Source organism: Raoultibacter timonensis, from assembly GCF_900240215.1.
In the GTDB taxonomy this organism is placed as follows: Bacteria; Actinomycetota; Coriobacteriia; order Coriobacteriales; family Eggerthellaceae; genus Raoultibacter; species Raoultibacter timonensis.
In genome coordinates this window covers 169,990-184,627 of the sequence record NZ_LT964681.1, presented here as the reverse complement: position 1 = coordinate 184,627, position 14,638 = coordinate 169,990, and the positions used below count along the sequence as shown (strand labels likewise).

At 58.3% G+C, this 14,638-nt stretch carries 11 protein-coding genes; 8 read left to right on the top strand and 3 right to left on the bottom strand.

Annotated features, from left to right (window positions below; translation table 11 throughout):
* Positions 1-168 precede the first annotated feature (168 nt).
* The 3 genes from C1722_RS12985 to C1722_RS12975 all read left to right on the top strand — a co-directional run bounded on the left by C1722_RS12985 (position 169) and on the right by C1722_RS12975 (position 4,370).
* Positions 169-1,419 (top strand): MFS transporter, encoded by a 1,251-nt coding sequence (locus C1722_RS12985; RefSeq protein ID WP_180995249.1) that lies wholly within the window; start codon positions 169-171, stop codon positions 1,417-1,419.
* Positions 1,420-1,483: 64 nt separating this feature from the next.
* Positions 1,484-2,725 (top strand): MFS transporter, encoded by a 1,242-nt coding sequence (locus C1722_RS12980; protein WP_180995248.1) that lies wholly within the window; start codon positions 1,484-1,486, stop codon positions 2,723-2,725.
* A 340-nt stretch (positions 2,726-3,065) separates the two neighbouring features.
* Positions 3,066-4,370 carry a trigger factor gene (locus C1722_RS12975; RefSeq protein ID WP_102379801.1) on the top strand — a complete coding sequence of 435 codons (1,305 nt, stop codon included), beginning with the start codon at positions 3,066-3,068 and terminating at the stop codon, positions 4,368-4,370.
* A 99-nt stretch (positions 4,371-4,469) separates the two neighbouring features.
* Here the strand turns inward: C1722_RS12975 and C1722_RS12970 are convergent, their stop codons facing one another.
* The 3 genes from C1722_RS12970 to C1722_RS12960 all read right to left on the bottom strand — a co-directional run bounded on the left by C1722_RS12970 (position 4,470) and on the right by C1722_RS12960 (position 8,234).
* Complete coding sequence (locus tag C1722_RS12970) at positions 4,470-6,077, bottom strand: PucR family transcriptional regulator (RefSeq protein ID WP_102379800.1); 1,608 nt, start codon at positions 6,075-6,077, stop codon at positions 4,470-4,472.
* Between the two features lie 139 nt (positions 6,078-6,216).
* Positions 6,217-7,524 (bottom strand): ATP-binding protein, encoded by a 1,308-nt coding sequence (locus tag C1722_RS12965; RefSeq protein ID WP_102379799.1) that lies wholly within the window; start codon positions 7,522-7,524, stop codon positions 6,217-6,219.
* Positions 7,521-8,234 (bottom strand): LytR/AlgR family response regulator transcription factor, encoded by a 714-nt coding sequence (locus C1722_RS12960; RefSeq protein WP_180995247.1) that lies wholly within the window; start codon positions 8,232-8,234, stop codon positions 7,521-7,523. The genes C1722_RS12965 and C1722_RS12960 overlap by 4 nt, the downstream gene beginning before the upstream one ends.
* Positions 8,235-8,473: 239 nt before the next feature.
* On the opposite strand from C1722_RS12960, the gene C1722_RS12955 reads away from it, so the two are divergent.
* From C1722_RS12955 to C1722_RS12935, 5 genes are all read left to right on the top strand, one after another.
* The gene (locus C1722_RS12955; RefSeq protein ID WP_102379797.1) at positions 8,474-10,285 is read left to right on the top strand and encodes an FAD-binding protein; all 1,812 of its coding nucleotides are present in this window, start codon (positions 8,474-8,476) and stop codon (positions 10,283-10,285) included.
* Positions 10,286-10,466: 181 nt separating this feature from the next.
* A complete protein-coding gene (locus C1722_RS12950; protein ID WP_102379796.1) occupies positions 10,467-11,384 on the top strand; it encodes a hypothetical protein in 918 nt (305 codons plus the stop codon).
* A 197-nt stretch (positions 11,385-11,581) separates the two neighbouring features.
* Positions 11,582-12,397 (top strand): ABC transporter substrate-binding protein, encoded by an 816-nt coding sequence (locus C1722_RS12945; RefSeq protein WP_102379795.1) that lies wholly within the window; start codon positions 11,582-11,584, stop codon positions 12,395-12,397.
* Between the two features lie 30 nt (positions 12,398-12,427).
* Positions 12,428-13,867, top strand: a complete 1,440-nt coding sequence (locus C1722_RS12940; RefSeq protein ID WP_102379794.1) for an amino acid ABC transporter permease — start codon at positions 12,428-12,430, stop codon at positions 13,865-13,867.
* Between the two features lie 13 nt (positions 13,868-13,880).
* The gene (locus C1722_RS12935; protein ID WP_102379793.1) at positions 13,881-14,627 is read left to right on the top strand and encodes an amino acid ABC transporter ATP-binding protein; all 747 of its coding nucleotides are present in this window, start codon (positions 13,881-13,883) and stop codon (positions 14,625-14,627) included.
* The last annotated feature ends 11 nt before the right edge of the window (positions 14,628-14,638 follow it).

The following is a 14,638-nucleotide window of genomic DNA, read 5'->3' as shown; positions in this document are numbered from 1 at the left end:
GTTGCTCGGGATCCCGATGGGCCTCTGACGGCCGAGAACTGCATGATCGTCTGTGCTCCGTGCTTTAAAAAGATGCGCGAGTCGGGGCAATAGCATCTGGTATTCGGCAGGGGGCGCTCTGTGCGGCATCCCCTGCCGGTCATTGTTCGCACGATGAAGGAGTCGTTTATGGACGAGTCGAAAAAAATAGCAAAGACGCCGTATGCGTGGTTGATCCTTGCTGCGGCGTGCCTTGCCCATTGTTTTTGGAATATCGCTATCATTCAGCCTGGCGGCCTCTCGCAATTCTTCTTTGACCCTGCCGGTGCGTACCTGTATACGCCCATGGAGTTTTCCATGGTTATGACCGTTCCGTTTCTTACAACGGGTCTGTTCGGCCTTGTGTTCGGCGTATGGGCGGACAAGAAAAGCCTTGCGATAGCTACCGACGTTGGCGCTATCTTGGGCCTTATCGGCGTAATCGCAAGAGTTTTCTTGTGCGACGGCGGATTCATGCCGATGTTTTGGTCGAGTTTTTTGATGGGCTTCGGTCTTGCGGGCCTCAATGCGAACGCTTCTAAAATATTCGCTTCGTGGTTCCGTCCTGAGAAAGTAGCTATGCTCATGGGGCTCTATATCGGCAGTTGTACGCTGGGCGCGGCAATTGCTTTGGGTATCGGAGCTCTTTTCGACGGATTGCGGTCGGCCTTTACCTTTTCCGCGATTCTCGGCGTTGTCGTGGTAGTGATCTACGTTGCCGTTCTGAGAGATCGTCCGAAAGGCGAGCCTAAGCCAGCGGCGGAGCCGACAATCGAGTATCTCAAAGTGGTTGCCAGCAAGAAGCTCATATGGCTTGCAGCCCTTGCAGCCGCTATCTTCATTGCGTTCGGGACAACGCAGAACAGCTATCTTACGCAGGCCTTGACGACTATCACGGGAGCCGATCTCCTGGGCGCTGGTTTCGTGGGAACGATCGTGAACGTTGCCGTTATCTGCGGTTCTTTGTTTTGGCCGTGGTTCGCTACGAAGGTCGGGCGATTCCGCATCGTCGCCGTTGGAGCTGTGCTCGCCGCTGTTTGCACGGCGATTGCCATCTTTGCTCTCCCGTTTGGCACATGGACGTACGTGCTGTATTTTATAGTCGGATTCGGTGCGGGCGGCGGAGCTCCGATCGTTATGGCGATGCCCGCCCTTATGCCCGGTGTGGGGGCTAAGTATGCAGGTGCTGGCGGCGGCCTGATCTCAACGGTCATGAACCTCGCTTCGTTCGTTCTGCCTTCGTTCGTGCTTGCACCTCTGTTTGCAAACGATATGAGCGTGCTCTTCACCGTTATCGTCGTCGGTTATGTTTTGTTCGCCGTGTCTCTGTTCGTCATCCCCGAGGTTGGCCGTAAGGGGAAGATATGGAAACAAGGAGGCTCCGAGGGGGCTGTTCGGTAGCCTTTTTCGCTGATCTGATCGTATCTATCTTATGTCCCGCGTTTCATTGCTTAGGGGGTTTGAAATGACGGAAATGAAGTACACGGTCTCTAAAGAGGGTATAAAGCTCTACAACTATCGATGGGTTATCATTGCCTGCATGTTCGTTGTTCATTGCTGTCTGAACGGGGCGCTTTTGATTCTCGGTGGAGCAGCGTTGAACGTGATGTCTGCGTTCGAGCTCGATCCCCAGGGTTTTTCGCTCTGCATGAGCGTTTCGTTTCTGACGGGAGCCATTCTCGGCATTCCGTCGGGGACGCTTGCCGATCGGATCGGTATCCGCAAGGTTATGATACTGGGCCTTGTTGTTGCCACCATAGGAGCGGTTTGGCGTGTGTTCGCCGTTGATTTCTGGACCTTGTTTTTATCCAGCTTCGTTATGGGCGTTGCACTTGCTGCGCTGAACGCCAATTCGGCAAAGCTGCTGAGATTGTGGTTTCCTGGCCGGTTCATGTCGGTTGGCATGGGGATCTACGTTGCCGGTGCGACGGTCGGCTCCGCAACTGCCATTGCATGCGGTCAGTTCGTCGATATTCATGCCGCCTTTATCGTGCTGGCCGTTCTACTTGGGATATGCGTTGTCGTCTGGGCTGTTTTCTGCAAGACGCACCCCGATGGCGAAGGTGGCGTTAATGAACCAGTCTTCGAACACATTGGCGTTGTCTGCCGAAGCAAGGGACTTTGGATAACGTGCATACTCATGTTTTTGATCATGGGCCTTTCGTTGACCGAAAACGGGTTTCAGGTGGCGGCGTTGACGTCCCCTGCTGCGGCAGGCGGGTTGGCCTGGGATCCCGTCTTGGCCGCTACGCTCACGTCGGCGACGAACGTATGCGTGTCGATTGGCGGCGTCTTGATTCCGGCTATAGCTGCGAGAATCAACAAGGTAAAACCCGTGTTTATCCCCGCGGCATTCGCGATGGCCTTGCTGGTGGCCATAGCGTGGTTCTGCGGCAACCCGATAATCACGTTCGTTTGCTTCCTGTGTCAGGGGGTTCTTATGGGAGGCGTTATCCCCATCGGGAAAACCATGCCGGGGCTCTTGCCGGATATCAAGCCAGAGCATATGGGCGCTGCCGGAGGCCTGCAATCAACGTGTCAGAACCTCGGTGCGTTTATAGTCCCTTCCTACATAGTAACGCCGCTTGCGGGTAGCAATTACACCAGCATTTTCATCGGCGTGATCGTGCTTTGCATCTTGATCGGATTAGTGGGTTTTGCTCACAAGGAGACCGGTGCAACCCCAGCGCACGATCGGACAGAGTAGAAAACGAGGTGTGGGCATGCCGTGTTATGTGTGCAATCCGCAATGTGGCCGCTGTCGCCCCCCGCGCCGAGGAATGCGGCGATGCCCCTACTGCAACGTGCTTGCGATGCCCTCGGATGACTCTGACATTTTGGGCGAAAACGTATGCCCCCGATGCGGGCGCATGCTTCCAGAGCCTGAGAGCACCAAGTGCGAGTACACCAGGAGGCTGTGCGGAATTCCCTGCGTTCGGGCAGTTGAAGAGGCGGAGTCGGGGCTTTCGGAGCCATGTCCTTGGGGTGATGATTTCGGTCGATAGGGCCGATGGCATTTCGGTGCCAACCGATAGATAGGAGACGTCATGGACTATAAAGAGTGCGGGGAAAACGAAAGCAAACTGCAGAAGCGGTTCAGCGTGGCCCTTTCTCGAGACGAGTACGGCGAGCTTTCGCAAGAGATACTCGTCTTTCTCGCCATGCAAATGGGTGTTGACTACATTACAAACCAGCCCCAAGACGCATTGCGGAAGAAACTAGGCGACGATTTAGACCATCAGGTTGCGCTTTGCCTGGCGAATCAATGCGTTGACGAGATCGTAGGCAGGGAGGACCTGCCGGCGGCTCTCGAGCCGGTCGTTGAATCCATGGCGGGATATCCTGAAGGTCCGGAGTTCACCTTCGAAGCAACGGTGTATCTCAAGCCGGAACTTGAGTTATCGTCGTACGAGCCCGTAGCTCTCGCTCTGCCCGATTTCGCTGTATCGGACGATTTGGTCGCCCGGAACATGCAGGCCATTGTTGAAGAAAAAGCCCGCCTCGTCAAAGACGAGCAAGCGAGCGAAGCCGATGCCGGCACCAGAAACGTCATTTCGCTTGATACGAAAAAATGCGGGATGCAAGTGCGGGCCCTCACGATGGCGGAGACGGTTTATCGCATAGGCGATGGCTTGCTGCCCCCGCAGATAGAGGAACGGCTTCCCGGCATGAAGCCTGGCGATATCAAAGAGTTCTCGTTTGTCGTAAAAAGCAAGAATTTCCTCGGCCTTGAAGTCGAAGAGACGATGGACTGCGTGCTCCATCTGATCGATATTGTAAAAAAAGACACGCCTGACGTTACCGACGATTGGGTGAAGAGCTCCATACCGGGTGCGCATGATGTCGAGGGCTTTCGCACTTTGGTCAGGGAGAGTTTGGCCGAAAAGGCGCGCGTCGACTACGATAGGGCGAAAGAGGAAGCCGTTGCGTCTGCTCTAGCGCAGCGGTTAAGGGATCTCGATCTGCCGGAAGTATACTACGATTACGCCCGCGCGGGACTGATGCAGAATATCTCCGCGGCTCTTGCTAAGCAGGGTATTGCTGAAGAGGAATTCTATGCAATGCAGGGGGTCACGGGTGCTCAATTCATGGCACGTATGCGCATGAGGGCTGAAGAAGTTCTGCGTCAGGGTCTTGCGTTGGATGCCCTGGCCCGCCATGAGAACTTGGAAATTGGCGAGGATGACATATTTTGCGCCCTGAGGACCATAGCTCCAGGAAGCGAGCTTGAGACGCGTAGGATGCTTGAAATGAACGGCCGTGTGTATCAGTTGCGCGAAATGGCATTGCGGGCCAAGGCGCGTACGCATCTTTTAGATAACGCGGTCATCCAGCTGGCCCAAAGCGCCTGAACGCTTTGAGGGCACTAAACGGTCCGAGTCGCTGTGCCTTGCGATTCGGACCGTCGTTTTTCATTCCGCGATCTTGAGGGCTTGCTCCGCAGATGCTTCCTACGGGGTATCTTGTCCGAGAATCTCTCGGTACAGTTCAGGGTTTCGCATGAGCTTGCAATACAGGATCGAGAAATCAAAGAGCACCCTATCGCGCGACCAGCTTTCGTCGAAGTTCAATCCGAAGCGCTTTTCGATTTTATCGATTCGATACAAGACGGTATTTCTATGCATGTGGAGCTTCTCTGCAACGGCGGTCGCTTTGCGTTCGTGATGAATGTACGATGCGAGAATGCGAGCATCGTCACCGCCGGTTGCGATGTCCTCTGCAATGATCTTCTCTAATATCGTATGGGAGAACGAGAAATCTTTGAGTTCTTGATTCATGTCGCTGGAGTCGAGGATAGCGAACTTGAGTACTTCTTCGAATGTATAGCACGGAGCCTGCAGCTCCTTGTCCGCTGTCGTAAAACGCTGTTCGAGGTTGACGAACTCTTTGTATTTGATGACGAGGTTAGTCTGCTGGTATGCAAACAAAAGGTTGGAAATGTCATCGAATACTTGCGACATTGCCACGTATCCTTTGATGGGGCCACAGCAACGAAGCAATTCTTCTTCAATAATCGAGTTCGAAAGAATGTTGTCGAGACCCTTCGAGTAGAGCAACACAAGCAAGTCATCGTTGTAGACTACGGGAAGGCATTTCCCATCGTTCATGTGTTTTGCTTCGTTAAGCAGGCTCGGCAAACCGTCATCGGCTTCGGGGTTCTCTGAAACGAAACGAAGGAGCCTGAATTCGGCATCAAGGGGGAAACCGATGTTGTACGCGTAATCGTTCAGCAGACCCTTGGCAACGTATCGCCCCTGTATCAATTCATCGAAAAGCGAATATGCCGAGAACCGGGCAGGGGAGTAGCTGCCCGTTTGCCGATCCGATTTTTCTGCAATCTTTTTTGCAAGCATGGCGAATAGGTCGCGTTGGCCCGGCGTTGGCTCTTTTTCGTACAGGGCGAGAACGTGGTAAAGGTCTTTGTTTTTGTTGCGAATGAGCTCATTCGCAACAAAAACATTGCTTGCCGTGCCCTTGAACGAGATCAAAGGCCTTCTCAGCATGAGTACGCTGTTGAGGATTTCCTTCTCACGTTCGGCGAACATCTTGCATAGGGGAAGATTCGCATTGAACCACGATCGAGCCAGCGGCACGAGATCGGCGTTATAGAGCAGCAGCGGCACTCCGAGAACCTTTCCGCTTTTGTGGAGTACCTGTTCGTACCCGTCAGAGGAAAGCGGGATCCGATCGAGTTCGTTTTGCCAAGCTTGGATTGAGAGAAAATAGTTCTGCAGTATTTGCAATAGGTTAGCCGAACGGGAAGTGCCCCGTATGACGATTGCCTGATTGGGGATGTCGGGCGTCGCCTCGGAAGCATCCTCTTCGGCGATTACGATCAGGCAGGACGAGGGGTGAAGCTTCGATGCCTGTTCGGCGGCTTTGCCTTTGCATACGAACAGCATGTCCTTTTCGGGGACAATGCCCTTTTCCCAATGGACCGACGACACCCATTTGAATCCCTTGGGGGGATGTGCCGGTTCGGAGATAATCTCATTCGGTTGCAGCATGTCGATAACCATGTTGTACGAGATGGTGGTAATGTATGTGCCGTTAGCCACAGCGTCCCCCGATCCAATGGCCGCGCACCCAAAAGCGCCTCTGATGTTGCTTAGTGATGTGTTTTGCGGTATGCCTGCTTATCATACCATGTGGGTGGGCGCTTCTGCCGTTATGGTCTTGCGTACGCCATAGCGCAAACTACGCGGGCACGGGGATTACGACGTTGAGCACGAACACGCCGTCCTTCGCCTCGAAGCTCATGGCTCCTCCGTGTTTCTGGGCTATTTCCTCGATGCTGTCCAATCCGAAACCGTGGCCTTCTCGCTGGCTTTTCGTGGTTGCCAGACGCTGCCCTCTCTTCGAAAGCTCGCCGACGAAGTTGTTGTTTACCCGCATGACCATGAGGTTGCGATCGTAGGATACCTTGAGGGCAATCTCGCGCAGCGCTTCTTCCCCAAGCGGGGCCGTAGCTTCGATGGCGTTGTCGAGGGCGTTGCCGAACAGCGCGCACAGTTCGAAGCTCGTCATGAAGCCGAGACGGCTGGCGTCGACGTAGGGGACGAGCCTGATCAGCTCGCTCTGGCAGAGGGCGGCCTTGTCGGCAAGGATGATGTCGACCGCTTCGTTGCCTGTCTCGACGAACGCCTCGTACGGCGAGATGCTCTGGCTCATGCCCTCCACGAACGCCTGCACCTGGCCGATATCATGGCTTGATTCGAGAGTTCCCAGGTAGTGCTTCAGGTCGTGGTATTGGCGCCGCACCGCATCGACGGCGTTCTTCTTCATCGCATAGTGCTGATGCTGCTCGCGCAAGAGCGCCTCCATCTGCAGAAGCTCGGCCTTCTTCACGACCGAAGAAAGGTTCGCGGCGTTTACCACGATGATGACGATGATCGACCCGAGCAGCAGAAGCAAGGTGAGCACCATGTCCTGGTACAGGGGCGTATCGGCGTTCTCGTAGGCGTAGCTGCGCGATCGCAGCAGCATGAAGGGGAGGATGGGCAGAAGGATCGAGAGGCACTGGGTCCACGTGAGGTTCTCGGCGCCGTTGTCGAACAGCCAGCGGCTCACGAGAAGCGAGATGGCTGCCAGCACGCCGAAGGTGAGGCCGAAGTTCAAGAGCGTGAGCGCAAGGGGCGACCACTGCGAGAAAAGATCGACGAACGGCTGCATGAACAGGTCGAGGGCGACGATCTTTCCCGCCTCTACGCACAGGATGAACACGCAGCTGACGTAGAGGTCCTGCTGCTTGCTCGAGCTTTTCTCCCAAGCGAGGTAGGAGAAGTACCCGGCGAGGCAGAGAAAGAAGTCGATGGAGAACTGCTGGTGCAGGTACGTGACCAGCATTTGGTAGGCAACAAGCGCGATGGCCGCCCATGCGGCGGGCCAGCCGAGCGGGCGGCGGCTTTGCAGGGGCCGTACGAGCACGAAGAACACGAGGCACTCGAGCAGGCAGGGAACCTGCCAGATGATGCCCGTCGTGTCGAGAAAGTACCCGCTTATCATAGGAACCGTCCTTTGTAATCGGCAAGCACCTTCATGAAGAAATGCTTGCGGTGCTTGCTGATGGGAATAGCCGTGCCGCGGACGACCACGTCTTTCGGCATGACGGTGTCGACGTAGGCGAGATTTACGAGAAACGATGCGTGCACGCGGAAGAACTGGGCGGGATCGAGTTTCTTTTCGATCGCCTGGAGCGCCTCGTTGCAGAAGATGCTGCTCGTATCGGTATGGACAAGCGAGCGTTTCTGCGATGTTTCTACGTACATGATCTTATTGCTGTTCACAAACACGTGCTCGCGGCCGCTGCGCAGGGTGACGAACCGCTCCCGCCGTTGTTCGAGCGTTTGTATCGCGCGCTGCATATGGGTGCGGAAAAGCGGATAGCGCAGCGGCTTGACGATGTAGGCAGACGCGTTGACCGTATATCCCTCGAGTGCGAACTGGATCATGTTCGTTACGAAGAATATGAGGACGTCCCCGTCGTGCGCGCGTATGGTGCGTGCCGTAGACAGGCCGTCGAGCCCTCCCATTTCGATATCGAGAAAGACGATGTCGGTGTCGGCGGGGTAGCGCTCGACAATATCCGCGCCGTCGTGAAAGACCGCAATGTCGAATGCGGTGCCCTGCTCCGCCGTAAAGCGGTCGAGCGCTTCGCGCAGAAGACGTGCGTCACGGTCGTCGTCCTCCACTATGCAGACGCGAATCGAATCCATACCGTCTCTTCCCGTGCGGCCGCGCAGCGCGACGAGCCGTTTTCGCCTGATGCCAGTATAGCAATTCGGCGAAAACGCTTTGTGCCCAATCGTTCCCGTCTCGCGGCCAAACGTCCATGGTTTCTTGAGGGCGGCCAACGGGCTTGCCATGATGTGCCCCGCAAGGGGGCCGGACGCATGAGCGGAACGTGTGCGCGGTGCACACGATGCCGGCCGCACCCAAGAGAAGGGATGTACGCATGGAGAACTTCGAGTCTGGACAAGGCGCTGGATTGTCGCGCCGTTCGTTTCTGATGGGCCTGGCGTTGGCCGGGACGGCAGCGGCGGGAGCGGGACTTGCGGGCTGCAGCCCTGCGAGCTCGACTGCGGCGGCCGAAGACGGTGCCGCCGATAGTGCGGGCGAGGAGGCGGGAAGCGGGGCCTCGTCTACGTCGAACGTGGGAACCGACGTCAACGGCAATACCGTGTACTACTCGATGCGCCGTGACTGGTTGGGCGAAGCTCCGACGATAGCAGACGATCAGGTAACCGAAACCCAAGAGGCGGATATCGTGATCGTCGGCGCAGGGTATGCGGGATCGCAGTGCTTTCGCATGGCATGCGAGAAAGGTCTGACCTGCATCGTCGTCGACACGCAGGCAAAGGAGACGTTCGAGACGTACGGCGGGCAGCTCGGGCATTTCAACTCGACGTGGCAAGAAAAGGTGCTCGGCATTCCGAAAGATACGTTCGACCCGGTCGATTTCATCGACAGCTATCAGCTGCAGTCGGCGGGTCGTGCTCATCCCGATCTCATCAGGCAGTTCGCCCATCGCAACGGCGAAATGGTGGATTGGATGATGGAGCTGCAACCCGATCTTTCGGCTGTCACAGGCGTGAATTCGCTCAATACGAGCGGGGACTACAGCTACAAGAAGGGTTACTTCTGGACGTACCCGGCGGTCATCAACCTCGGGTCCGGCGCGTTCGAGACATCGGGCGCCTTCTGCACCGCTTCGGTCGACAAAGGCATCGAGGCGAGCCCCGATTCGCAGGCGCTGTTCGGCTATACCGCCAAAGTTCTTGTCAAAGACGGCGATGCGGTGAGCGGCGTTATCGTGCAAAACGATGCGGATGAAACCTACGTCAAACTTGTCGGCGCAAAGGGCGTTGTGCTGGCGACCGGCGACTTCAGCGCCAATTCCGAGATGTACAGCGCGCTCTGCACCGAGGTGCAGGAATCGAACCCCTACACGCAGCTTGTAGGCTCGGGCCGCGACGGTTACGGCATCAGGATGGGCATGTGGGCCGGTGGCGTGATGGAGCTCGGCCCGCGCGCTGCGATGGGCGGATGCACCTCGGCTCTGCCGATGGGCACGTTCGGCGCCGCATCGGGGCTGTGGATCAACAAATACGGCAAGCGCTACTGCAACGAGGCGTTCGGCGTACCGTTCGTGGCGGGCGTGCAATCGGCTCGTCAACCCATCGACAGCAGTGTCATCCAGGTGTGGGATAACGGGCATTGGCGCGAGTTCGCCCAAAACCAAGCGCTCGGGCACTTCAACCTGAGCGATATCAGCGATGCCAAGATGGACGAGCTTGCTGCTACGCTGCAATCCGCCGTCGATGCCGGTGCGACGGGCGTGAACGAGAGTCTGTTTGCAGCGGATACGCTTGAAGAGCTGGCGGGATATCTGGGCTTCGAGGGCGAAGCCGTCGACAATTTCGTCGAAGCGGTGCAGACCTACGACGCCTACGCGGCCGCGGGCAAAGACGATGATTATGCGAAATCTGCCGATATGATGTTCCGCATCAGCGAACCCCCGTACTTCGCCGAGAAGCTGCAGCGCAACGCCAACATCGTGCTCGTAACGCTCGCGGGCCTGTTCATCGACGGCGACGGCAGGTGCCTCGATCAGAACTTCGAGCCCATCGAGGGCCTCTATGCTACGGGGAACGCTTCCGGCGGTCGCTTCCCCCTGCAGTACACCGCGCCCATGAACGGCATCAGCATCGGGTTTGCCACCGTGTTCGGCGCCCTTTTGGGTGAGCATCTGGCCGAACAGGCGTAAAGACCGGTACCGTTTATGCCGCCATCCGAGCGCCGGGCCGCAGCATGCGATGCACTGCGGCCCAGGTTCGCTCGAATAAGCTGCGGGTCGCTCGTTTGATCGAAGGGCGATGCCGCGCCGACCTCCGAGCGCGCGACGGCGTTGCGCGCTCGCTGCAGAAAGACAGACGATTGGAAAACCCATGTACAACCCCGATGCAAAGCAGCCGATAGCCTTGTTCCTCAGCGCTCCGTTTTGTCCTTGCGTGTGCCCGTACTGCATGCAGGCGACGCTCGAGGCGGGCGATCCGCGGGTGCGACGTGCCTACATTGAGGCGCTCGGCCGCGAGATCGAATCGGCGGCGGGCGGATTCGACGATTGCACCGTCGCGGCCGTTTGGGTGGGCGGCGGCATCGCGGGGCACATGTTCGACGAAGAGCTCGGCAATCTTCTCCGGTCGCTTCCCCGCATGTTCGATATGGCCGCTGATGCGGAAATCACGTGTACGGTGCATCCCGGCATGGTGAGCGTCGAGACGCTCAACGCTTGCAGAAGGGGGCGTGTGACGAGGCTTGCGGTGGAGTACGAAACCGCAAGCCCGTCGGAGTGGGCGACGCTCGGGAGATTCCTCGATCCGTCTGCCATGGATACGACGTCGATGGTCCTGGGAACCGCTGCCCGCGCGATGCTTTCGCTCGAGTTCAGCCTTGCCGTGGGCATAGCGGGGCAGACCACCGCCTCGCTTCGGCGGAGCATCGACAAGGCGATTGCCTACGGAGCCGCGCACATCACGCTGCAGTCCGTGAGCCCGCAAAGCCCCGCATGCGCTTCCTCCTCTGACGAAGGGCGCGCGCAGCTGCTCGGCTTCGCCACGGCCTACCTCACGGCACACGGCTTCGATCAGTACCTTCCCCTGCTGTTCGCGCAGCCGGGTGCCCGGTGCCGATATCGCGAAATGGAGGCGGGCGGTAGCGACGTGCTCGGGTTCGGCCTTGGAGCCCGAACCCGCTTCGCGGGAGTTCGGGCAACCAATACGACGGACCTCGACACCTACCTTCCTTACGCTGACGCCCCCGACGTGTGCGTTGCCGAGATCACGCGCCCCACGGCGGTTTGCTAGTTCGCCCGTGCGGCCGATCGCGATTGCTCACGCGGCCGCTATCGGTATCGCTCACACGGAAAGAGCATCCCGCTTAGCGAAAACACGGCCATGATCCAAAGAAATATTGGATAATGCAGCAGATACGCTTTATTATGGTAAAGCGGTTGTCCGTAGTAATTTGCGCATGTGGACCATGCAAAGAGGGAGGGATACCTATGAAATTGAAGAAATGGAGCCTGCTCGCCGTCGTTGGCGCGCTCGTTGCAGCGCTTGCGCTGTTCGGCTGCTCGTCGGGCGACGACGGTGCCAAGAAGGACGAAGGCGGAAGCGCTCCCGCCACTGAGTCGGGCTACGCGCTCATCAACGACGGCAAGCTGACCGTTGCCGCTTCGCTCGACTTCCCGCCGTTCGAGAACCTCAACGGCGACAAGCCCGAGGGCTTCGAGGTGGAGCTCATGCAGGCTCTGGCCGAGGAGATGGGCATCGAGTGCGAGTACCTGCCGTCAACGAAGTTCGACACCATCGTGCCGCTCATCCAGACCGGCGGAAAGGCCGATGTGGGCGTGTCGGGCATCACCATCAACGACGAGCGCCTCGAGCAGGTTGATTTCACCGATCCGATCTGCGACGTGAACCAGGGCATCACTGTGCTCAAGGAGTCCGGCATCACCGAAGTGAACCAGCTCGAGGGCAAGAAGGTCGGCGCCCAGACGGGCACGACCGGCTACGAGTGGGCTGCCGAGAACATCAAGGACGTCGAGATGGTCGGCTTCGACGAGATGACCGCGGTGTACGCGGCGCTGCAGTCGGGCCAGATCGATGCCATCGCCGTCGATTTGCCGGTGACCAACTACTACGTGAAGACCGCCTACACCGACTGCGAGGTCATCGCCGAGATCCCGACGGGCGAGCAGTACGGCATTGCGGTGAGCAAGGACAACCCCGAACTCACCAAGGCGCTCAACGAGGCTATCAAGGCAGTGCGCGATAGCGGGAAGTACGACGAAATTGCCGCCAAGTGGCTGCAATAACCTACCGAGCAATCTACAGATAGGGTGACGATGCGGACCGCTATTCAGTTCTTGCGGAAACACACTCTTAGCGCCGTGGCGATTCTGTTCGCCGCGGCGCTTGCCCTTTCGTTCGCCTTGCCGGTCCAAGCGCATGCCCTCGATGTGGAGCGCTGGACCGCCAAGCCGAACAAAGACGGCGATAGCACGACCGTTTTGGGCGCAACGGCAACGCGGGTAACGTGGCAGGGCCAATCCGCCGAAGACGAGTCGGTGGCCGGCGTGGTCATCGAGCTGCCCGAAGGATCGACCGTCGAGGCCGAGAACGTTAAAACGACGGTGCTCGCGGGGCTCGATCGTCTCGAGGCCGAGGCCGAAGCGACCGTCGACGGATCTTCGGTCACAGTGGCGCTCTCCGAGCCGGCTCCGGCAGGATCGCTCATCATGGTCGAGTGCAACCGAACGCTCTTGCCCGCGAACGGCGGCACGTTCGGCGTTGCGGGAAGCTACACCACCGCCGACGGGCAGCAGCACGAGATGCCGGCGACCGACCAGGTCATTACGGTTTCGAGCACGTCTCCAACGGAGCAGGCCTCGTCGTGGCTCGGCGAACAGGAATGGGTCAAGGCGTGGAACTCGAACAAGTTCCTCCACCTGTTCTTCGATCCCACGCTCATCGTCACTTCGGTGCCGGCGCTGTTCTCCGGCTGGCTCATGTCTTTGGGACTCGTCATCATCAGCTTCCCTCTTGCCATTCCGCTCGGCCTCATATGGTCGTTTTTGCGCATGGCGAAGCATCGCCTGCCGCGGGCCCTCGGCGCAACCTACATCAACATCGTTCGCGGAACGCCCCTGTTCCTGCAGCTCTACATCGCGTTTTTCGGCCTGCCGCTCATGGGCGTGCAGATGGACCCGTTTATGATGGGTGCCATCGTGCTCATCATGAACTCGAGCGCGTATCTGGCCGAGATATTCCGTGCGGGCATACAGTCGATCAACAAGGGCCAATCCGAGGCGGCGCGCTCGCTTGGCATGAGCGGCATGCAGACCATGTTCTTCGTGATCATCCCTCAGACGGTTCGCCGCGTTATCCCGACCATGACAAGCGAGTTCATCCTCATGTACAAGGACACCTCGCTTCTGGCTGCGGTCGGCGTCATGGAGCTCATGATGTACGCGAAAACCATTACGGCCGCAACGGGCAACGTGACGCCCTATATCGTGGCTGCGGGCTTCTACCTTATCGTGACCATCCCCATGACGAAGTTCATCAACTCGATGGAGGCGCGCATGGCGCACGGCCATCGCAAGCACAAGAAATCCGATGGCGGCTCGGCGGGTACGGCGGAGGCGGCTTTCGAACCCGGCTCCGACGCCGCGGTGGCGCGCTCTATCCGCATGTCCGAAACGTTTGCCGGTCCGACCGAGGCCGATGCGGCAGCGCAGATCAAAAAGACCGCGCAGCGCAATGGCAACCACATCAGTCACTAGGGGTGAGCGGTAGATGAGCGAATCGAACAACGAGATCGTGGTCCGCATCGAGGACCTCCATAAGAGCTTCGACGATAACGAGGTGCTGCGCGGCATCGACCTCGCCGTGCGCCGCGGCGAGGTTGTGGTCATCCTCGGTCCTTCGGGTTCGGGCAAGTCGACGATGCTGCGGTGCGTGAACCTTCTGGAAAAGCCTACGGGAGGGCGCATCTTCTTCGAGGATACCGAGATTACGGCCAAGAAAACCGATATCAACGTCGTGCGCGCGAAAGTGGGCATGGTGTTCCAGAACTTCAACCTGTTCCCGCACCTGACGGCGAAGAAGAACGTGATGCTCGCCCAGCAGAAGGTGCTCAAGCGTTCCAGGGAAGAGGCCGAGCGCGTGGCCGTCGACCAGTTGACCCGGGTGGGTCTCGGCGACCGCATCGATTACAAGCCCTCCGAACTCTCGGGCGGCCAGCAACAGCGCGTGGCCATCGCCCGCGCGCTTGCCATGGATCCGCACGTGATGCTGTTCGACGAGGCTACGAGCGCGCTCGATCCGGAGCTCGTGCGCGACGTGCTCGGCGTTATGAAGGAGCTTGCCAAAGGCGGCATGACCATGATGGTGGTGACGCACGAGATGGGGTTCGCGCGCGACGTAGCCGATCGGGTCATCTTCATGGACGGCGGCGTGATCGTGGAGGAGGGAACGCCTGAGGCGGTGTTCGACAATCCGCAGTCCGACCGCACGAAGGACTTCCTCGGGCATATCTCGTAGAACACGGCGGC